Annotated in this window: 21 protein-coding genes; 8 read left to right on the top strand and 13 right to left on the bottom strand. The window is 58.1% G+C overall.

All coding sequences use genetic code 11. From position 1 onward, the window contains the following. Positions 1-276: 276 nt before the first annotated feature. From KIN_RS00380 to KIN_RS00370, 3 genes are all read left to right on the top strand, one after another. Positions 277-876, top strand: coding sequence for a hypothetical protein (locus tag KIN_RS00380; RefSeq protein WP_159803993.1), 600 nt, complete (start codon positions 277-279; stop codon positions 874-876). 3 nt (positions 877-879) lie between these two features. Continuing rightward, the gene (locus tag KIN_RS00375; protein WP_159803992.1) at positions 880-1,563 is read left to right on the top strand and encodes a hypothetical protein; all 684 of its coding nucleotides are present in this window, start codon (positions 880-882) and stop codon (positions 1,561-1,563) included. A gap of 85 nt (positions 1,564-1,648) precedes the next feature. After that, positions 1,649-1,888 carry an HP1242/YdcH family protein gene (locus tag KIN_RS00370; RefSeq protein WP_159803991.1) on the top strand — a complete coding sequence of 80 codons (240 nt, stop codon included), beginning with the start codon at positions 1,649-1,651 and terminating at the stop codon, positions 1,886-1,888. A 6-nt stretch (positions 1,889-1,894) separates the two neighbouring features. Here KIN_RS00370 and KIN_RS00365 read toward each other — a convergent pair whose 3' ends face one another. Then, positions 1,895-2,278 (bottom strand): BrnA antitoxin family protein, encoded by a 384-nt coding sequence (locus tag KIN_RS00365; RefSeq protein WP_159803990.1) that lies wholly within the window; start codon positions 2,276-2,278, stop codon positions 1,895-1,897. A gap of 284 nt (positions 2,279-2,562) precedes the next feature. Here KIN_RS00365 and KIN_RS00360 point away from each other — a divergent pair, with 284 nt between their 5' ends. Continuing rightward, entirely contained in the window at positions 2,563-2,769 is a 207-nt protein-coding gene (locus KIN_RS00360) for a cold-shock protein (RefSeq protein ID WP_159803989.1), read from the top strand. Between the two features lie 238 nt (positions 2,770-3,007). Continuing rightward, complete coding sequence (locus KIN_RS00355) at positions 3,008-3,277, top strand: hypothetical protein (protein ID WP_159803988.1); 270 nt, start codon at positions 3,008-3,010, stop codon at positions 3,275-3,277. On the opposite strand, the gene KIN_RS00350 is transcribed toward KIN_RS00355, so the two are convergent. From KIN_RS00350 to glpD, 6 genes are all read right to left on the bottom strand, one after another. Next, complete coding sequence (locus tag KIN_RS00350; protein ID WP_159803987.1) at positions 3,274-3,546, bottom strand: hypothetical protein; 273 nt, start codon at positions 3,544-3,546, stop codon at positions 3,274-3,276. The two genes, KIN_RS00355 and KIN_RS00350, sit on opposite strands and share 4 nt — an antisense overlap. 184 nt (positions 3,547-3,730) lie before the next feature. Continuing rightward, positions 3,731-4,366, bottom strand: a complete 636-nt coding sequence (gene parA / locus KIN_RS00345; RefSeq protein WP_159803986.1) for a ParA family partition ATPase — start codon at positions 4,364-4,366, stop codon at positions 3,731-3,733. A gap of 95 nt (positions 4,367-4,461) precedes the next feature. Further along, entirely contained in the window at positions 4,462-4,665 is a 204-nt protein-coding gene (locus KIN_RS00340) for a dodecin family protein (RefSeq protein WP_159803985.1), read from the bottom strand. A gap of 59 nt (positions 4,666-4,724) precedes the next feature. Continuing rightward, positions 4,725-5,324 carry an SOS response-associated peptidase gene (locus tag KIN_RS00335; protein ID WP_243144776.1) on the bottom strand — a complete coding sequence of 200 codons (600 nt, stop codon included), beginning with the start codon at positions 5,322-5,324 and terminating at the stop codon, positions 4,725-4,727. 18 nt (positions 5,325-5,342) lie between these two features. Further along, positions 5,343-6,842 carry a glycerol kinase GlpK gene (gene glpK, locus KIN_RS00330; protein ID WP_159803983.1) on the bottom strand — a complete coding sequence of 500 codons (1,500 nt, stop codon included), beginning with the start codon at positions 6,840-6,842 and terminating at the stop codon, positions 5,343-5,345. A gap of 24 nt (positions 6,843-6,866) precedes the next feature. Continuing rightward, positions 6,867-8,444: a glycerol-3-phosphate dehydrogenase gene (gene glpD, locus KIN_RS00325; RefSeq protein ID WP_159803982.1), complete on the bottom strand. Its 1,578-nt coding sequence runs from the start codon at positions 8,442-8,444 to the stop codon at positions 6,867-6,869. 95 nt (positions 8,445-8,539) lie between these two features. Between glpD and KIN_RS00320 the strand changes: the two genes are divergently transcribed. Continuing rightward, complete coding sequence (locus KIN_RS00320; RefSeq protein WP_159803981.1) at positions 8,540-9,298, top strand: DeoR/GlpR family DNA-binding transcription regulator; 759 nt, start codon at positions 8,540-8,542, stop codon at positions 9,296-9,298. A 67-nt stretch (positions 9,299-9,365) separates the two neighbouring features. Beyond that, positions 9,366-10,364, top strand: a complete 999-nt coding sequence (locus KIN_RS00315; RefSeq protein ID WP_159803980.1) for an ester cyclase — start codon at positions 9,366-9,368, stop codon at positions 10,362-10,364. Here KIN_RS00315 and KIN_RS00310 read toward each other — a convergent pair whose 3' ends face one another. From KIN_RS00310 to KIN_RS00290, 5 genes are all read right to left on the bottom strand, one after another. After that, positions 10,365-11,765 carry an L-serine ammonia-lyase gene (locus KIN_RS00310; RefSeq protein ID WP_159803979.1) on the bottom strand — a complete coding sequence of 467 codons (1,401 nt, stop codon included), beginning with the start codon at positions 11,763-11,765 and terminating at the stop codon, positions 10,365-10,367. 76 nt (positions 11,766-11,841) lie between these two features. Then, positions 11,842-13,293, bottom strand: coding sequence for an alkaline phosphatase D family protein (locus KIN_RS00305; protein WP_159803978.1), 1,452 nt, complete (start codon positions 13,291-13,293; stop codon positions 11,842-11,844). Between the two features lie 90 nt (positions 13,294-13,383). Then, positions 13,384-14,667: an ABC transporter permease subunit gene (locus KIN_RS00300; RefSeq protein WP_159803977.1), complete on the bottom strand. Its 1,284-nt coding sequence runs from the start codon at positions 14,665-14,667 to the stop codon at positions 13,384-13,386. Continuing rightward, positions 14,664-15,470, bottom strand: a complete 807-nt coding sequence (locus KIN_RS00295) for a taurine ABC transporter ATP-binding protein (protein ID WP_159803976.1) — start codon at positions 15,468-15,470, stop codon at positions 14,664-14,666. Before KIN_RS00295 ends, KIN_RS00300 begins: the two co-directional genes overlap by 4 nt. Positions 15,471-15,545: 75 nt before the next feature. Next, on the bottom strand, positions 15,546-16,544 hold the full coding sequence (locus KIN_RS00290; protein ID WP_159803975.1) for a taurine ABC transporter substrate-binding protein: 999 nt from the start codon (positions 16,542-16,544) through the stop codon (positions 15,546-15,548). A 474-nt stretch (positions 16,545-17,018) separates the two neighbouring features. Here KIN_RS00290 and KIN_RS00285 point away from each other — a divergent pair, with 474 nt between their 5' ends. Further along, positions 17,019-18,404 (top strand): aminotransferase family protein, encoded by a 1,386-nt coding sequence (locus KIN_RS00285; protein ID WP_159803974.1) that lies wholly within the window; start codon positions 17,019-17,021, stop codon positions 18,402-18,404. 105 nt (positions 18,405-18,509) lie between these two features. Here the strand turns inward: KIN_RS00285 and KIN_RS00280 are convergent, their stop codons facing one another. After that, the gene (locus tag KIN_RS00280; RefSeq protein WP_159803973.1) at positions 18,510-18,962 is read right to left on the bottom strand and encodes a hypothetical protein; all 453 of its coding nucleotides are present in this window, start codon (positions 18,960-18,962) and stop codon (positions 18,510-18,512) included. Between the last annotated feature and the right edge of the window lie 124 nt (positions 18,963-19,086).

Raw genomic sequence — 19,086 nt, 5'->3', positions numbered from 1 at the left:
TTCGAAGAAAGAAGACTGCCTACGTTGGTTTTTTGGATGCATATCACCGTGTGCCCAAAAATTCTCATGATGCGAGACTGAACGTGAGATACTGGGAGATGCGCTGCAAGCTAGTCGCGTCTCGAAATTTTATGGTGGCTCTGGAAAATTTCAAATTGTCATTTGCTGGAAGTAAAGACAGGGAACTCGGTGAAACGCAGCTATTAAACGCGATGCGAAAAGATCTAAGGCTCATTTATAAAGCGGTATAATAGTAGGAAAATACAGGTTCAAATCATGCGGCTCAGCACATTCAAATCAAACCCAAAATGCCATTATATTATTAAAGTGCTTCTAAGCGCATGTATCCTCATATCTACGCTCGGAAGTGCGCTGGCAGAAGCGCAAACCAACACCGAAGAGATAGAACTCAAGAAAATTGTACCCGCCCTAAGGATCAGCGATGGAATAACACAGGAATACATGGGCGCAATCCTGACAACCTATCAAGTTTTGAACTCTGGCAGTGTGTCCGATGTGAACGGACGCGTAGTATCTAGGCGCTTTAACTTCATATTTTCGGCCGGCGAAGGCTATATTTCTGGCCGCCGAGTGACCCGGGATGCGATATACATGCTTACACCGGAAGCTCAGGAAAAAGTACTCAATACCCCTACGGAAACGGATGAATGCTACATTCAGACATTTGACTTTTCAAACGCAGGTCGGTTGTTTTTAACGGTCCATAACGACAGCTATGATAATCCTGAACGTGTGTACCAGTGTTTTGCCGTCGCCCTGTGGTATTTTACTTACGAAGACCTAGAAGGTGTCGACGCTGCCGATTGGCGAAAATCCATCGGAGACATTTTCGCGACTTTGATAGAAAGGAGATAGAACATGTTGGATCGGTCTACCCGAAAGATACACTCCATCAAATCTCCTCTCACCCTCTTATTCCTCCTAATCGCTACGGTGCAACCGGCCACGCCATCAGGCGATCCACTCATCATTTTCAATGATTTCATCGCGGATTACGTCAGCTTTGCCAAGACGCCGATATCAGAGATCATTGAGCGGCGCGCACGGCAATATACCGACATTGATACAGCGAGCCTGACCGCCGAACTCGCCTTGCGCGCCGTGGATCGCAAAGCAGAGACGCCGATGGAAAACGTGTCATGTTCCGGCTTTCGCGTGGTGACGTATGACGACTGGTACGCCGAGGTCATTACGGCTAACGCTATTCCCGAAGACAAAATTGGTCGCGTGCCGCTTGCCTTTCGCTGGGACACCTGGATTGCGGATGTGGCTGTGCGATCAGATCTGTCTCCCGGCCTGCCTTCGCAAGGTCTGAAATCCGCCGATGTTACGGTCGCAATTCTCGGGGCGCACACCGACCTGAAGAAGCTTTTTGGCGAGGATCAGGACCGGTTCCTCGATCAGCGTCTAGCAGACATCTTCCAAATCCCCCGCATGAACTATCGCAGCTTCTATGAGCACAACCTTGCGGAATTGTCCGTGTCCATGCAGGGCATGACCCAATGTGACGGATTTCACATCTTCAAAATGCGACTTGAATGACCTGCAGCGCCCCCCCTTTTGATCCAAATCAACGCCGCCCCCACTGACACCTTCCATGGTCCGCCCGAACACGAACGGAGGCCCCATGTCCCATACCCCACACGAGCTACACGAAGAATTTCCGGACAAGACCGATCAGATCCGGACATTGAAGATGACCGACGGTGAGTTCCAGCGTCTCTTTGACACTTATCACGAGGTCAATCGCGCCGTGCATCGCGCTGAAACCAATGTGGAGCCGTGCGATCAGTTTCGCGAGGAAGAGCTTCGCAAGGAACGGATGCGCCTCAAGGACCGGATCGCCGCGAAGTTGTCGGGGACCTGAGCCTGCTCAGCCCTCCTCCGCCGCGCGGCGCAGCTTGCCGTCGGCCTGTTTCGCCCGCACGCCCTCGGACAGGATCTCATCGAGCTTGGCCTCCCACTCCAGCGCGCCCATGATCTTCATCTGCGCCCATGTGCCCAGGATCCGGTTGATCCGCGCCTGATAGCCCGCGCCCATGCCCCGGAAAAACTTCGCCACGCTCTCATCCAGCATCAGCGTGACCTTCACCTTCTTCTCGGCCACGTCCAGATCCTTCTCCAGCCGGTACCACGCCTCCGGCACTTCCTGGCGCAGGGCCACCGTGATCTCGGCCTCGTTCGACGCATGCCACAGATATTCATTCAGTTTGTCGCGGGCGATGCGTTGGGCTTTGGTCAGGCGTGGTGTCGTCATGGGGCTGTCCCTTGGAAAGATGCGCGCCCCTTTTGCCGCAGGCGGGGTTAAAACCGTCAAAACCCAGCGCGCGGACGGTCCGATGGATGTCCGATAAAAGTCCGACGCAGGTCCGATCCGATGCGCTGGCCCTTTACATACGCCCGGCGAAGGGCCATATGCGTGGGGCTACGTTTGCCTTTTTCGACCCACTGCCTCCCTTACGGCTGTCAGTCCTTCGATCCAGACCGACCACGCCGGGCTGCCGCACCTCCGCGGGCAGCATTGATAATGGAGACACTCGGATGGCCACAGGCACCGTGAAATGGTTTAACCCCACCAAAGGCTTTGGTTTTATTGCACCCGACGGCGGCAGCAAGGACGTGTTCGTGCACATCTCTGCCCTGGAACGCGCTGGCCTCAGCACGTTGGAAGACAACCAGAAAGTCACCTTCGACATCGAAGATGGCCGTGACGGACGCGAAAGCGCGACCAACATCGTTCTGGCCTAAGCGCCAGTCGGTTCAGCTTTGCTGAGAAGCACTCGGCCGGCGCGCCCCGCGCGCCCGCCTCATTCCCGCAAAATCTAGCGGACAGGCCTGTGATGCGGGCCATATCTTGGGAAACCCGTGCGAATTTTCGGCAAAATCACGCGGAAAATCCACTGCCATTAGGCAATCTTAACATTTCGTAAGCTTTTCTGACCGATGCTGTCCTTGGGTTAAGTCGAGGAAGGCAAAGGAAATGGGCGTGATTGCTATTGTGATAGGCGGTGTCTTGGGAAGCGTTGTGGCGGTGCTGTCCGTCCTGCTGTTCGGTCTTGGATTTTCCGATGCCACACTGGTCTACGTGGCCATTGGTGGAACAGCTGTCGTGACGACCCTGCTGATCCCACGTCAAAGACCGCAGCCAAAAAGCCTTGAGGTTCAGATTTCTGAATGGTCGCAAGAACTTGGCTACATTGAACAGGATGTTCCGGACGATCAGACGGACGAGATAGAGCGATCGAAAGTCGCTTAAAACACCACGGCCCAGAACAGGTAGACCGGGATAATCATCGCCATCCAGATGCAAAACCATTTCGCAGCGCTGGAGGCTTTCGCGAACAATCCATCCCCCAAAGAGGCATCGCCATAGGACATAGCACCGGCGATCACGGCGTAGCCACCAGCCTCTGACCGGCGTTCGCTGTACTCAATCGATGCCAAGGCGTCTTCGGTTTTCTGGCTCAGCTCTTGCTGCATCTTCATTTTCTGACCCTCAGCAATACGCTCTTCCATTCGCGACATTCGCTTCATTCCTCCGAGCAACAAACAAAGTGTTGAAGGATGAGATGGGGCAAAGGCTCCAAAAGCCAAGGCCACAGGACCGTGAATTTAGCGACAAACTGCCGAGGGTTTGCTGGGTAAGGTAAGACCTGCCAAAACACGGCAAGCCGTCACCCTGTTCAGGCGGCCGTCTTGAAGCCCGTCCTCAAAGACCAAGCTGCTTGAAAACTTCCTTGCTCAGCGCGCGCATTTCCTGCGCTGCCGGGCCGGTACGCTGCGCCTCGCCGACGCTTTTGCCCTGCCCCATCGCTTCGGCATAGACCACGCGGTTCGAGATAACCGTGTCTGCCGTAATGCAAGGCATCCCACTGATCGCCTCGCCAATTTCGGTGGCCAAACGGGTGCCAGACCGCGCCCGGTTCAGCACGACCATGGCCGGACGATCTTCACGCTCTGCAAGTTCCAGCACGCTTTCCGTGGCCCAGACATCAACCTGAGAGGCGGAAACCGGCACGATGATCAAATCCGACGCCCGAAAGGCAGGGCGTAAATCCGCATCCACCTTGGGCGGCGTGTCCACGATCACCAGATCATGATCAGCCTTCAGCTTGTCGCACTCAAACGCGATGCCCCAGGCAGACGCGGTCGAGAAATTCACGCCATCCGCCCGACCGGCCTCGTGACGGGCCATGAACCAACGCCCAAGGCTACCTTGCGGATCGCTGTCTATGATCGCGACGGACTTGCCCGCCTCGACCGCGGCCATCGCCAAGCCAGCGCTCAGCGTGGTTTTCCCCGATCCGCCCTTTTGCTGGGCGACTGTTATGATTTTACCCGTCATATACCGAACTATAGCTCAACTGAGGCTAGACGGAAGCGGAAGCCGCAACAATCACGCCGCATCGCAGAGAATTATCCTGCAATGCGGCAGAAACATCAGTCTTCGAGCACGAAAGTGACCTTCAGGATCACCCGGTATTCGGAGATCTTGCCGTTATCGACGGTGCATTTCATGTCCTGCACCCAAGCACCCTCGACATTTTTCAGGGTCTTTGAAGCCCGATCGACCCCGTTTTCGACGGCGTCCTCAAAGCTCTTGGTGGATGATGAAATGATCTCTGTAACGCGTGCGACAGACATGGCGACCTCCCAGATTGTGATGATAATGTGGGATCACCGTAGCGAATTGCCGGGGTTGGTCAAATCGCACCCGGATCTTCGGTCTTGCGGATGTCCAGAAGACCATCGGGCCACGGCACCATCAACGCGCGGGCAGCGGCCTCATCTTCGCCCAGCCATACCCCGATATCGTCCCGCCGCAACAGAACACCCATGCGGTGATGTATATCTTTCAGATCCGCGTTGGGTGGGCATGTGACCGTGGCAACCTGATCCAGCTTTATCCCGCCCGGCCCGACCCAAGTATCTGCAATCGCTGCGAAATAGAGCGGCGTTTCATCTTTCATCGCGATCCGCCAAACCGTTTTCTTGCGGGTCTCACCGGTCCATTCATACCAGCCGTCAACGGGCACCACGCAACGCCGTACGCCCTCGAAGGCTGTCTTGTCGAACACCGTTTCGGACCGCGCATTGATGATCGTTTCCATCACCGGCCTGCCACGAGCGTTCTTCCGCGCAACTGGCAGAATACCCCATCGCATCTGTATCAGATGCCCCTGTTCCAGAACCGCGATAGTCTCGCCCGGCGCAATATTCAGGCGGGCCGGTTCGTCACCAAGCCCCTCCAGCGTTGCCCCCAACTTCACTGCAATTTCAGGCAACGGTGTCGTCAGAAACATCCGGCCCGGCATGGCGCGTCAGACGCTCATCGTGGCGGCAACCGCCTTCTTCCAGGCTGCGTATCTTTCATCGCGCTCGACCTCATCCATTTTCGGCTCAAACCGGCGATCCCGTGCCCAGCTTTTCGCAAATCCGGCCTGATCCGGGTAAACGCCAGCCTTCATGCCGGCCAGCCAAGCTGCGCCCACGGCCGTGGTCTCAAGCACTTCGGGGCGATCAACTTGCGCCCCGATGATGTCGCTGAGAAACTGCATCGTCCAATCGCTGGCCGTCATGCCGCCATCGACCCTCAGCACGCTGCGCCCACCATCGGCTTGATCTGTCCCGGCCCAATCGGCGGTCATCGCCTCAAGCAAATCGCGGGTTTGGAAGCCTACACTCTCAAGCGCGGCCTTCGCCAGTTCTGCCGCCCCGGTGTTACGAGTCAGCCCATAGATCGCGCCGCGACATTCGGCATCCCAATAGGGCGCGCCCAACCCGGTAAAGGCCGGAACCAGGATGACCGACTGCCCCTTATCGGCCTGATCGGCCAGCCCTTGCGTTTCAGAGGCATCCTTGATGATCTTGAGCCCGTCGCGCAGCCATTGTACGACCGCACCGGCCACGAAGATCGAGCCCTCCAGCGCATAGGTCGGAACCCCATCCAACTGATACGCAATAGTCGTGAGCAACCGATTTTCTGACGCCACAGGCTTCGCCCCGGTGTTCAACAGCGCAAAACACCCGGTGCCATAGGTCGATTTCAGCATGCCTGGCTCAAAGCAGGCCTGCCCCACAGTGGCCGCTTGCTGATCGCCAGCGACGCCCAGAACCGGAAGGGCTGCGCCCAGCAAATCAGGCTGCGTTTCGCCAAACTCTGCAGCGCAATCCTTGACCTCGGGCAGCATCGCCATGGGGATATCAAACAGCTCACAAATCTCCGCGCTCCAAGACCCTTTGTGAATGTCATAGAGCAACGTTCGCGCGGCATTTGTCGCGTCCGTCACATGGGACGCGCCGCCCGTCAGCTTCCAGATCAGGAAGCTGTCGACAGTGCCAAAAAGCAGATCCCCCACCTCAGCCCGCGCCCGCGCGCCGTTCACGTTTTCTAGGATCCACCGCAGCTTGGTGCCGGAAAAGTACGGGTCCAGCAGCAAACCGGTCGTCTGCGTGACCATCGCCTCATGGCCCGCATCTCGCATCTGCCTGCAGTAATCCGACGTGCGTCGATCCTGCCAAACTATGGCGTTGTGAACGGCCTTACCGGTGCTCTTGTCCCAGACCACCGTGGTTTCACGCTGGTTTGTGATCCCGATGGCCGCGATCTCGCGAGCCTCCAGACCCGCTTTTTTCAGCGCATCCCGACAGGTGTCCAGAGTAGTTGACCACAAATCCTCGGGATCATGCTCCACCCAGCCAGAGCGCGGAAAATGCTGCGGAAATTCCTGCTGCGCCGACGCCGCGACCTTGAGATCGCCATCGAAAACAATCGCACGGGTCGACGTTGTCCCCTGATCAATCGCCAGAATATGCGACATGATCCCCTCCCTTTCTTTAGCGCGTCAGGCGGCTTGTTGAGCGGCGGCCTGCATCCAATCGTCAAGCACCTTGATCTGGGCCGCATCCAAGCGCAACCCCAGCTTGGACCGCCGCCACACCACATCCTCTGCCCGTTCTGCGTATTCGTGCTGCATCAGCCACGTGATCTCGCGTTCGGTCAGCGTTGCCCCGAACGCTTGCCCCAGATCTTGAGCCGTCTGCGCATCCCCCAGCATATTCCGGGCGTCCGTCCCGTAGGCGCGGATCAGGCGTTTCGCCCAGAACGCATCAAGGAATGGAAAATCCGCCGCAAGCCGCGCAATCTGATCCTCCACCCCGTCCACGGGGAAATCACCGCCCGGCAGCGGCACGCCCGCCGTCCAATCCCCGGTCGCCTGATCGAAGAAGGGCACGATCTTCCCCAAGGCATGCTCGGCCAATTTGCGGTACGTCGTGATCTTGCCGCCGAAGACATTGAGCATCGGCGCACCGCCATCCTCGCGTACCTTCAGGACATAGTCCCGCGTGGCCGCCGTCGCCGATTTTGCCCCGTCATCATAGAGCGGACGCACACCGGAATAGGTCCATACGATATCGTCCTGGCTGAGTGGCTGCTTGAAATAGCTTGAGGCAAAATCCAGCAGATAGTCCCGCTCTTCCGGCGTACACTCAGGTTTTTGAGACGCGTCACCATGCTCCTTGTCGGTGGTCCCGATCAGGGTGAAATCAGTCTCGTAAGGGATCGCAAAAATGATACGTCCATCTTCGCCTTGGAAGAAGTAGCACTTGTCGTGATCGAACAGTTTGCGGGTCACGATGTGCGAGCCCCGCACCAGCCGCACACCCTCCTGCGCGTTCAACCGGGCGGTTTGGCGAATGACATCACCTACCCACGGCCCGCCCGCATTGACCAACATCCGGGACTTCTGCTCCCACGTGCGGCCCGTTCGTGTGTCCTCAAGTGTAAGAGACCAGAGATCGTCTTTGCGCTCTGCCAGAACCACGCGAGTTCGCGTCATGATATGCGCGCCGCGGGCCTCAGCGTCGCGCGCATTCAGAACAACCAGACGGGAGTCCTCGATCCAGCAGTCAGAGTACTCGTAGGCGAATTCAAACCGGTCTTCCAAGGGCGCGCCCACGGGATCGCTTTTCAAGTCCACGGTCTTTGTGCCCGGCAGTATTTTGCGGCCCCCAAGGTTGTCATACAGGAATAGCCCCAGCCGGATCAGCCATGCGGGCCGGCGCCCCTTCATCCAAGGCATCACCACGTCGAGAATGCGGGAGGTCGGTGTTGATCCTTCGAACCGCATGTCCTTGTGATAGGGCAGCACGAACCGCATGGGCCAACTGATATGAGGCATCGCCCGCAACAGAACTTCGCGCTCGATCAGCGCCTCGCGCACCAGCCGGACCTCGAAATACTCCAGATACCGCAGCCCGCCATGGAACAACTTGGTCGAGGCTGACGACGTTGCTGAGGCTAGATCATTCATCTCGGCCAGCGCAACGCTCAAGCCTCGACCGGATGCGTCCCGCGCAATGCCGCAGCCATTGATCCCGCCACCGATCACAAAGAGATCGACCACATCATCCGTTTTCATATCATCCACCTTCGAGTCGAATTCTGCCCCCATTCATAGATTTACTTTCGTTTCGTCAACATTTACTTTCGATTTAGTTTCGAATTGAGGGTGAAATGGTCGAGAATCTGCGTCAAAGCGAAATACTGAATATCGCACGCAAGGATGGTCGCGTGACCGTGGATCAGTTGTCTCGGCTGTTTCAGACCAGTGCCCAAACCATCCGAAAAGACCTCACCGATCTGGCCGAAGGCGGGCAGCTGAAACGCGTGCATGGTGGAGCAATTCTGCCGTCCGGTGTCTCCAACATCGAATACGAGGATCGCAGCAAGCTGAACCGCGACGCGAAGGCAGATATCGCAAGAGCCTGCGCCGAAGACATTGCAGACGGCGCGTCTTTGTTTCTCAACATCGGCACCAGCACCGAGGCCGTAGCCCGCGCGCTTCTGAACCATCGCAGTCTTATGGTCGTGACCAACAACCTGAACATCGCAAATATCCTCAGCGCCAACCCCGGCTGTGAGGTGATGGTGGCGGGCGGTGTCCTGCGCCGGTCTGACGGCGGACTTGTCGGCGCGCTCACCACCCAGATGATCCGCCAGTTCAAGTTCGACATCGCCGTCATCGGATGCTCGGCACTGGACAGCGACGGCGACATTCTCGACTTCGATCTGCAAGAGGTAGGCGTCAGCAGGGCCATCATAGAACAGGCGCGCCGCACGTTTCTGGTGGCAGATCATTCGAAGTTCGACCGCACCGCGCCCGTTCGGATCGCGTCAATGTCAGAGGTTGACGCCTTCTACACCGATGCCCTGCCCCCAAACCCATTGGGGGCGAAATTGCGGGACTGGGGCACGGCGATCCGGACGGTTTAATTTCGCTGGATTTCGGTCGCCCGCCCGGCGACAAAGATTTCCTGATTGAAAGAAGGATCGCCGGACAATGGCCCAAGGCAAAGACCACCTGATCCCGCTCAGAACAGCATTGCGCGACTTCGACTCCATGCAGGCGGAAAAGATCATCGACCAGCTTTTCGCCCCCACCGCCGTGATGCAACTTGCCCATCCGTTCGAAACGTTGGACGGGCCGCGGGGCTACCTCGGCGTTCTGCGCGACCTCCACGCGGCATGGCCCGATCTGGAGCGGCGCGAGACGATTGTTCTGGAAGGCCGAGATCAGGGCGGCCAGACATGGATAGGCTGTTGCGGCTACTGGACTGGTACGTTCCGCAAGCCGTGGATAGGCATCCCCGCGACCGGGCATCAGGCTGTCATGCGATTTCACGAATTCTACCGGCTTGAAGGCGACAAGATCACCGAGATGCAAACGCTCTGGGATCTGCCCGAAGTGATGATGCAGGCAGGCGTCTGGCCCATGGGTCCGTCGCTGGGCCGCGAATGGCACGTCCCCGGTCCGGCAACGCAAGACGGGCTGCGCATTGAAGGCAACGGCGACGCGGCTTTTCAGATCGTCAACGACATGCTCTTGGGCCTCAGCCGCTTTGCCGATGGCGGGCCCGAGGCGATGGACCTGCCCCGCTACTGGCATCCAAACTGCAATTGGTACGGACCATCCGGCATTGGCACAGGACGCGGCATTTCAGGCTTCCGCAACTGGCACCAGATCCCATTCCTGAACGCGCTGCCCAACCGCGTCGGCGGGCGCACATCGGGTCATCTCTTTGCACAGGGCAATTATGTCGGCTTCACCGGCTGGCCTGGGATGGGGGCGACGGTCACTGGTGACGGCTGGCTGGGGATCGCGCCTGCGGGCCAGAAGATCGAGATGCGGTCGCTGGATTTCTGGCGCGTTGAAGGCGATGTGATCCGCGAAAACTGGGTGCTGATTGACCTGCTGCACGTGTGGTCGCAACTGGGTGTCGATGTTCTGGGGCGCGCGCGGGAGTTGGCCAAAGCCCGGACGGGTCTGCTTGATCCCTGATCAGCACTCAGGGATGTTCACCGCCAGCCCGCCTTTCGAAGTCTCTTTGTATTTCATTGACATGTCGATCCCGGTCTGGCGCATGGCCTCAATGCAATTGTCGAGCGGCATGAAATGCGTGCCATCCCCGCGCAGCGCCAGAGACGCCGCACTGACCGCCTTGATGGCCCCCAGACCGTTGCGCTCGATACAGGGGACCTGAACAAGGCCCGCGACCGGGTCGCAGGTCATGCCCAAATGATGCTCCAATGCGATCTCGGCGGCGTTTTCGATCTGGGCATTTGTTCCGCCCAAGGCCGCGCACAGCCCTGCCGCCGCCATCGAGGACGCTGATCCGACCTCCCCCTGACAGCCAACTTCTGCGCCGGAAATCGACGCATTGTGCTTGATCAGACCGCCAATGGCCGCAGCAGTCAAAAGGAAGGTCTTTAGCCCGTCTTCCGTCGCGCCGATGCAATGGTCGCGGTAGTATTTCAAAACAGCGGGCAGAACCCCGGCAGCCCCGTTCGTGGGGGACGTGACGACGCGCCCGCCCGCCGCGTTCTCTTCGTTGACGGCCATCGCATAGACGCTCATCCAGTCGTTGATTGTGTGGGGCTGAGACAGGTTCTGCCCCCGTTCGGCCATCAGCTTTTCGTGGATGTGCTTTGCGCGCCGCTTGACCTTCAGTCCACCCGGCAGAATGCCGTCCACGGCAAGGCCCCGCGCAACGCAGTCAAACATCGCATCCCGGATTGTCCTCAGGTCCGCCTCCAACTGTGCCGCGCTGCGCAGCGCCAACTCGTTGGCCTCTTTCATTTGGGCTATGGTCTTGCCACTGGCCGCGCCCATCTCGAGCATCTGTGCCGCGCTCCCGAACGGATAGGGATACCCCGCCTGCGTTTTCTGACTCGCGAAATCCTCGGACCCTTGGGCCAGTTCCGCTTCGGTCAGAACAAACCCGCCGCCCACGGAATAGTAGGTCTCTCGCAGATAAAGCTGTCCCGCTTCGTCATAGGCACTCAGGATCATCCCATTGGCGTGACCCGGCAGCACCGTGTCGTAGTCGAACACGATATCGGCGTCCGGGTCGAACCGCAGGGGCGGCAGCCCCTCAGGGGTGGTCTGCTTGGTCTGATAAAGCGTCTCGATCATCTCATCGGCCTTGTCCGACAGCGTCGCGGGCAATTGCCCCAAAAACCCCAGCATGACAGCGCGATCAGTGGCGTGGCCCTTGCCCGTAAAGGCAAGTGACCCGTGCAGTGACGCGCCCAAACCCGCCAGATCGCCCGCGCCCGGCTCCTTGTCGCGCCCCCGACGCAAATCATCCAGAAACAACCCCGCCGCAGTCATCGGACCCATCGTGTGGGACGAGGACGGACCAACGCCGATCTTGAAAATGTCGAAGATGCTCAGAAACATGGATGCAATCTTGGCAGACCCCACGCAAAATCCGCGCCCGTTCCAGACGAAACGCACCCGGATTGCGACAGACGCATTAAATCGCGAGCGCTGGTGTCGTGCCGCTTTCCTCCAGATGCCAGCGGGCGAACCAATCGCCATCGGCCCGGGACAATGTCAGAAAGTTGCGCTCCGCCGTGTAGATTGTCTTGGCGCCGGGGATTGGTTTCAGCCGGATCGGATGGCCCTTGACGGGGGCCTCGCCCAACCGCGCCAAAAGACCCAGAATTTGGGGGTAGGACTTGATCGGCACCGGATGCGTGATGCCCGAGGCAACAAGCTGATGGATCGGGCCGTCCTCGGTCTGCATCTCGCCGCGTGTCGCCAGATGGATCTCGCCCGAGACAACTGTCATCTCGGCATCCGGGCGGCGATGCACCTTCATCAGGTCTTCCAGAAAAGCGGCCCATTCCTTCCGGTGCGCGCGGCTTTGCCACTGATCGCGCAGATCGTCCTCGTACTTTTCCATACGCGGGGACAACCCCATGAAGAACTCCACGATCGACAGGCGGGGCCCCAGAGCTGGCACACTCGACAGCATGAACCGGCGACCGGGTGTCTCATCCGCCAGATATCCACGCAGAACCTCCCAGCCCCGGTCCGCCATGACGCGGTTCGGCCGCCGTTCCGACCGGAGGTCCGGCGCGATCAACTGAAGATCGGGCAACTTGACCGACCATCCCAGCGACTGACCTTCCCGATCTGCGCAGATGTCAGGTACCTCGTCGGCATTCACCCCAAATTGAAACAGAAGGAAATGAACCCGCGCAGTTTCAAAAAGGATCTTACCCACATCCGAATCCAACCGATCCAAAGGCAAAGAGCCCCAGCCGTCGCAAATATCGTGGTCGTCCCACATCGCCAGGGTCGGTACCCGCGCCGCCATATAGGCGATGTCGGATTGCCCGAAGATCTGCGCGTAATGCTCAAAGAAACCCGTACTTAACGCCTCTCGGACGGCGCTTTTCTGTGCCTGATCCAGAGTGTCCGGCACCTCTTCGGGCCAGTCGTGGGACAGAGGATGGCGCTTGGTGACCTCGTCGGCATAGATCTGGTCGCCCCCCTGCAACAGCAACTGAAACGGGGTTTCTTTCTGCATCTTGCTCAACCGCGCCCACAGCCGGTTCCGGTCGGCCTCGTCCCGATCCAAGTCGCCATCTTCCTGCCCGTTGCAAGAGACATAGGCGAAGTCCAGGTCCCCGGTGAACCGGGTGTTGACCTCATAGGACGCGCCGTCCAGCTGGTAGCTGACCACGCCACCTGCGGGCAGATCGAAGCTATAGCGCACGGCGTCATACCCTGCCCGGGTCACAAGCGTCTCGGCCTGAAAGGTTCCCAACTCCGTTGTCAGATCACCCGCGGTTTGCCCGGTCGGATAGAGAACCAGCGCGACAAGCTTCAGCCGCTCATCGTCGTAGCTGCGAAAGAACAGAATAGGTCCGATCGACGCGGAGGGTTTATCTGCGCCGGTCTGTTCGTTCTGAGTCATGACTTACCTGTTCTCGTTGAAGCCCCGCATGATGTAACATCACCACGCAGGGTTTCGACAGGTAATTCAAAGACCGCTCGTTTCAAACGATCAGCTGCGACCTTTCCAGGGCACAAGGAACTTTTCCGCCACCCGGAAGAGAATATCGATGGAGAAACCAATCACGCCAATCAGGATGATCCCCATGATCACAATGTCCGTCAGCTGGAAGCGTGAGGCGACCATGATCATCATGCCCGCACCAACCTCCGCCGCGACAAGTTCTGCCGCCACAACCGTGCCCCAACAGACCCCCATCGCAACCCGCGCACCGGTAAAGATCTCCGGCAGAGAGTTCGGAATGATCACGTGCCGCAGGATCTGCGCTTTTGACGCGCCCAGCGAATAGGCCGCGTGGACCTTGGTGATGTTAACGCCTGACACGCCCGCACGAGCAGCAATCGTCATGATCCAGAGCGCGGCCAGGAACAGCAGGATGATCTTGCCGGTCTCGCCGATGCCCGCCCAGATGATCACCAGCGGGATCAGCGCCAAGGGCGGCACGGGCCGCATGAATTCCACAATCGGATCGAACCAGCCGCGGAACCAGCCGGACAGACCCATTGCATAGCCCAGCGGAATGCCGATCAGCGCCCCAAACAGAAAGCCCACGACAACGCGGAACAGCGAATAGCCCAAATGCTCCCACAAGGTCGCGTTCTGGTAACCCTGCGTGGCCACATCAAGGAACCGCGCAAAGACCGCTTCGGGGGATGGCAGCCAGATCGGCTCCATCTGCAGGCCCTTTGCAGGGATGAAATTAAGTGTGCCTTTTGGCGTCATGCCAACTTCGCCGTCGTCGACACGGACGCGCGCACCGGGCGCGATGGGCTGGCCGTTGATGGCCGTGATGGCAACGTTCTCGTCGCGGCCCAACTCGTCATTGCGATCGACGCGGATCAGTTGCGAGCGCCATGCCCCCACCTTGATAACGTCGTTCTTGGCAAAACCGTCATCCGCGCCCTCCGCAACCGGATCATCTACCGTTTCGCCCACGATATGAACCCGCGCGAACACGGTCGCATCATCCGAATTTCCGGCACCATCGGACGCGGTATAGGTGAAGGAGGTGTCGCCAATGAAGGGCCCCGGCGCGTGCAGGAAGGACGGGATCAGCGACGATCCGGTAAAGGCCCCCCACAGGAAAAACAGCGTAACGACCGACACGACAGACGCCGCCCTGTTGGGGGTCACGGCGCTTTCATCGCCAAAGGTCACCGTTTTAAGGGAGTTGAACCCCGTCGCCCGCAACGCCTTACCGGCCAGCACCCCAAGGATGAGTGCCGAAATGATGAAGATCGCGACATAGACAAGAACGATCAGAAGTCCGGTCATACGCTTGCCTCCGTCCGGCCCATGATCTCTTCTTCCATGTTCCAGATCATGCTAAGAATTTCTTCGCGGGTCGAGTTGTAGTCGGGGTGCTTCTTGACCTCACGCAGGTCCGCCCCCACGCCCAGTTCCGCGAACGGCAACCGGTATTCCTTGTGGATCCGCCCGGGCCGCGGGGCCATGACCAACAGCCGCTCGCCCAAAAGCAGCGCTTCCTCGACCGAGTGGGTGATCAGAATGATGGTCTTGCCCGTTTCTTTCCAGAGCTTCAGCACAAGCCCCTGCATCTTCTCGCGGGTCAGCGCGTCCAGCGCGCCCAGCGGCTCGTCCATCAGGATCACATCCGGATCATTGGCCAGACAGCGGGCCAGAGCCACACGCTGCTGCATCCCGCCGGACAGCTCATAGATCGCCTTTTCCTTGAAGTCCTGCAGACCCACGACATCCAGCAGATGATCCACGTTTTCAGCGTAGTCGAATTCCTTTTCGCCCTTCATTTTGGGACCAAAGGCCACGTTTTCCCGCACGCTCATCCATTCGAACAGCGCGCCCTGTTGAAAAACCATGCCGCGTTCGGCGCCCGGTCCCTTGACCGTCTTGCCGCCCAGCTCGATCTCGCCTTCAGTCGGGGCCAGAAAGCCCGCAACGATGTTCAAAAGGGTCGTCTTCCCGCAGCCAGATGGCCCGAGAACCGACATCAGATCCCCCTCTTTCAGATCAAGCGTGACGTTTTGCAGCGCTTGGACCGACCCGCCATTGGGCAGATCGAAACGCATGGAGATATCTTTGATATGAAGGCCTGACACGGGCAGGAAGCTCCTTGGATCGGAGAAGGTGGAGCGACCCGCCCAACAGGACGGGTCACCCTCGCAGTCTATCGCTTACTGGACGGATTCCAGACCGGCGGTGTTCACAGCACTTGAGTAGCTGTCGCGCGCGGACTCGATGCTGCCCGCTTCCACGAACACTTCGGCCACACCCTTCATGAACTCCTGGCTGCCGCCGCCGAACCACTTATCGCTCAGCTGATCTTCGACCGATGGGAATTCGAATGTCGCAATGGTCTCCCGTGTCGCTTCAAGCTCCATGCCTGCGTCCTGTGCGATCACCGGCAGCATTTCTTCCTGCTTGGAGCCTTCGTTCCACATTTCGTTCATCTCAGCGGTCACCTGAAGGAACTTCGCCAGCATATCGCCGTTCTCAGCCACGAAGTCAGCGGGTGCCGTGGTGACGTCAAACACCAGAATACCAAGCTCTTCCTTCTCGGCGCCGGTCAGCAGCACATTGCCATGCTCCTTCATGCGGCGCAGTGCGCCACCCCAGCCGCAGGCCATGTCAACGGAGCCCTGGGCGATTGCCGCAGCGCCTTCGGGTGGGTTCATGTTGACCACGTCCAGCGAGGCCACATCGATGTCGAAATGGTCCATCTGCTTGAGGAAACCGTAATGCGCGGCGGTTCCCAACGGCACGGCAACTTTCTTGCCGGCAAGTTCAGATGCGCTGTCCTTGTCGATCTCCAGACCGCTGGCCACGACGCAGTTGTCGTTCTCGGCATAGCTCACGGCCACATCGACCGCCTGCAGGTCCTGACCGCCAGATGTTGCAACCACGAAGGGTGGCACACCTTGGCTGACCGAGATCTGAACGTCGCCCGACGCCATCGCCGCAGACATTTCCGTGCCCGACCCGAAGGCCACCCAATTGACCGTCGTGCCGAGGGCTTCGTCATAGAGACCGTTCACCTTGGCGAACTGGAACGGCATCGGCCATTCAAGGAAATAGCCGACCGTCAGGCTGTGCCCGTCTGCCAGCGCGCCTTGAGCGCCCGTCAGCATGGCAACGCCTGCAACGGCGCCCATAAGTTTTCTTTTGAGTGTCATCTGTTCATCTCCCATGTAGAACATTTTGGTCGTGCGCGATGTCTTCGCTGGAACATCGTCAAAATTTGAAGCCTTACCAAACCACAGCTTTCGCTGAATTGCCAAGACGCATGGGTCGTGCCTTTCGCTTTTTGTGGTGTTTCGTCAGCCACGTCCGCGCCCGATTGAGAGTGGAGAAAAGAAAAAACGCTGAGTCAATGGCTTGCACACGCCGCGCAACTTTATTTCGATCCGAAGAAAGTAAGATGCGGAAAAACTCAACGCCACTGTCTTACAGGCTTTTCTGGCATCATCAGGGTGAGAAATTCCGCAGGTCCTGCACGGAACTGGCATCATTTCTTGACCGGAACTGGCCCTATTGGGCGCCTTCGCTATGTGTTGCTTGAAAACAGGATATACTTAACCGCAAGCGGATTCGCAGGAACGCTGCACGGTTTGCGTAACGATCACCTAACAAGATGCGGAGGATTAGACATGGACGGCACCCTTCAAGCAAATGACATCAGCGGTATCGTCGAGGCCGACCGCGCCCATGTCTGGCACCATCTTATCCAGCACAAGCCGTTCGAGACCTCCGACCCCCGGATCATCGTTGAAGGCAAGGGCGTCTATGTCTGGGATCAGCACGGCAAAGAACACATCGACGGCGTCTCCGGTGGAGTCTGGACCGTGAACGTGGGTTACGGCCGCGAGCGCATCGCCAACGCAGTGCGGGATCAGTTGGTCAAAATGAATTTCTTCGGCGGCACGGCCGGTTCGATCCCGGGGGCCATGTTCTCCAAGCGGCTGATCGAGAAGATGCCAGGCATGAGCCGCGTCTACTACGCCAACTCCGGGTCCGAGGCGAACGAGAAAGCCTTCAAGATGATACGCCAGATTGCGCACAAGCGGCATGGCGGCAAAAAGCACAAGATCCTCTACCGCGACCGCGACTATCACGGCACGACCATCGCGTGCCTGTCGGCTGGCGGTCAGCAGGAACGCAATGCCCAATACGGCCCCTACACCCCCGGCTTCGTCGAGGTGCCGCACTGTCTTGAATATCGCAACCAATACGGCGCTTGCGAAGAAGGCTACGGCGTCCGCGCCGCCCGCGCGATAGAAGAAGTCATCCTGCGCGAAGGCCCCGACACTGTCGGTGGCCTCTGCCTTGAACCCGTGACCGCGGGCGGCGGCGTGATCCCACCGCCCGAAGGCTATTGGGAAACGGTGCAGGAGATCTGCACAAAGTACGACATCCTGCTGCATATCGACGAGGTCGTTTGCGGCGTCGGACGCACCGGCACGTGGTTCGGCTACCAAAACTATGGCGTGAAACCCGATTTTGTGACGATGGCCAAGGGTGTCGCCTCGGGCTACGCCGCCATCTCGTGCTGCGTGACCACCGAAGAGGTGTTCCAGATGTTCAAGGACGACACGAACGATCCGATGAACTACTTCCGTGACATCTCCACCTTCGGCGGCTGCACCGCAGGACCAGCGGCTGCGCTTGAGAATATGGCGATCATCGAAGAGGAAGGCCTGCTCGATAACACCGTCGCCATGGGCGCGCGGATGATCGACAACCTGCAGGCCCTATCCGAAAAGCACGCCGTGATCGGCGACGTGCGCGGCAAGGGTCTTTTCTGTGGCGCCGAACTGGTCAACGACCGCAAAACCAAAGAGCCGCTGCACGAAAAGCAAGTACAAGCGGTCGTCGCAGATTGCATGGCGCAAGGTGTCATTATCGGCGCCACCAACCGCTCTGTACCAGGGATGAACAACACGCTCTGCTTCAGCCCGCCGCTGATCTCCACGCCGGACAACATCGACCACCTGACAAACGCCGTCGATGAGGCTCTGGGCCGGGTAACGGGCTGATGCCTTGCGTCAAGTTTATCCTCGCCAGTTGGCCCGGTTTAAAAATTGATTTCCGTTTAAGGATGCTTGGTAAATATCTCACGAAAAGGTCAAAATTTGGTTTGCTTAATTGGACAATTGATTAATTATTGCACTAATAATTAGTCCGATTGCGAGGATAGATCCAAACATTATCCAAATTCTGTGTGCACCTCTCGCACCTTCATGAGAAGCATTTTGAACCATAATCGAAATGACTTCGCGATGATCTTTTTCAAGTGAAAGCCAGCGATTGAGATAATCGATATAGATTGATGGGGTTCCATCAATATGATACGTCACTTGATCGTGATTTCGGTACTTTTCTGGATATGCTTCTTGAAAATTTCCGTGATCGCGACAAGAGAAAGCTCCATAGTATATTTCGTTCGCTTCACGCTCTGCTTGGCAAATAGCTTTATACAGCGTCACAAAACCGGCACTTTCCGAATGTAAATGACCATCATGGTCACGATAGGCGCAGGTCCAACTATTAACGTCGCGCCTGGCAACTATCATTGAATGGTTAAAGTCGATCATAAACTCATCCTAGATTTCAAGACACTTAGATTAATTATAACTCAGTCAGAAGCTAGAGAGAGCATGATGGTTACGTTGACTGCATCTGAAATGGAATGGTGGTCACACATATTTCGCCTTATCC

The organism is Litoreibacter roseus, from assembly GCF_009811795.1.
Taxonomy (GTDB): domain Bacteria; phylum Pseudomonadota; class Alphaproteobacteria; order Rhodobacterales; family Rhodobacteraceae; genus Litoreibacter; species Litoreibacter roseus.
The sequence above is the reverse complement of the archived record's forward strand: the minus strand, read 5'-3'. Positions and strand labels throughout refer to the sequence as shown.

Bases quoted from the DNA above. Each gene is read 5' to 3' on its own strand.
- KIN_RS00350 (WP_159803987.1), bottom strand. From the start codon at position 3,546: ATGTCGCGAATGGAAGAGCGTATTGCTGAGGGTCAGAAAATGAAGATG.
- glpD (WP_159803982.1), bottom strand. From the start codon at position 8,444: ATGAAAACGGATGATGTGGTCGATCTCTTTGTGATCGGTGGCGGGATC.
- KIN_RS00360 (WP_159803989.1), top strand. From the start codon at position 2,563: ATGGCCACAGGCACCGTGAAATGGTTTAACCCCACCAAAGGCTTTGGT.
- KIN_RS00370 (WP_159803991.1), top strand. From the start codon at position 1,649: ATGTCCCATACCCCACACGAGCTACACGAAGAATTTCCGGACAAGACC.
- KIN_RS00300 (WP_159803977.1), bottom strand. From the start codon at position 14,667: ATGACCGGACTTCTGATCGTTCTTGTCTATGTCGCGATCTTCATCATT.
- glpK (WP_159803983.1), bottom strand. From the start codon at position 6,842: ATGTCGCATATTCTGGCGATTGATCAGGGGACAACGTCGACCCGTGCG.
- parA (WP_159803986.1), bottom strand. From the start codon at position 4,366: ATGACGGGTAAAATCATAACAGTCGCCCAGCAAAAGGGCGGATCGGGG.
- KIN_RS00365 (WP_159803990.1), bottom strand. From the start codon at position 2,278: ATGACGACACCACGCCTGACCAAAGCCCAACGCATCGCCCGCGACAAA.
- KIN_RS00305 (WP_159803978.1), bottom strand. From the start codon at position 13,293: ATGACTCAGAACGAACAGACCGGCGCAGATAAACCCTCCGCGTCGATC.
- KIN_RS00340 (WP_159803985.1), bottom strand. From the start codon at position 4,665: ATGTCTGTCGCACGCGTTACAGAGATCATTTCATCATCCACCAAGAGC.
- KIN_RS00310 (WP_159803979.1), bottom strand. From the start codon at position 11,765: ATGTTTCTGAGCATCTTCGACATTTTCAAGATCGGCGTTGGTCCGTCC.
- KIN_RS00285 (WP_159803974.1), top strand. From the start codon at position 17,019: ATGGACGGCACCCTTCAAGCAAATGACATCAGCGGTATCGTCGAGGCC.
- KIN_RS00380 (WP_159803993.1), top strand. From the start codon at position 277: ATGCGGCTCAGCACATTCAAATCAAACCCAAAATGCCATTATATTATT.
- KIN_RS00290 (WP_159803975.1), bottom strand. From the start codon at position 16,544: ATGACACTCAAAAGAAAACTTATGGGCGCCGTTGCAGGCGTTGCCATG.
- KIN_RS00335 (WP_243144776.1), bottom strand. From the start codon at position 5,324: ATGTTTCTGACGACACCGTTGCCTGAAATTGCAGTGAAGTTGGGGGCA.
- KIN_RS00315 (WP_159803980.1), top strand. From the start codon at position 9,366: ATGGCCCAAGGCAAAGACCACCTGATCCCGCTCAGAACAGCATTGCGC.
- KIN_RS00375 (WP_159803992.1), top strand. From the start codon at position 880: ATGTTGGATCGGTCTACCCGAAAGATACACTCCATCAAATCTCCTCTC.
- KIN_RS00280 (WP_159803973.1), bottom strand. From the start codon at position 18,962: ATGATCGACTTTAACCATTCAATGATAGTTGCCAGGCGCGACGTTAAT.
- KIN_RS00320 (WP_159803981.1), top strand. From the start codon at position 8,540: ATGGTCGAGAATCTGCGTCAAAGCGAAATACTGAATATCGCACGCAAG.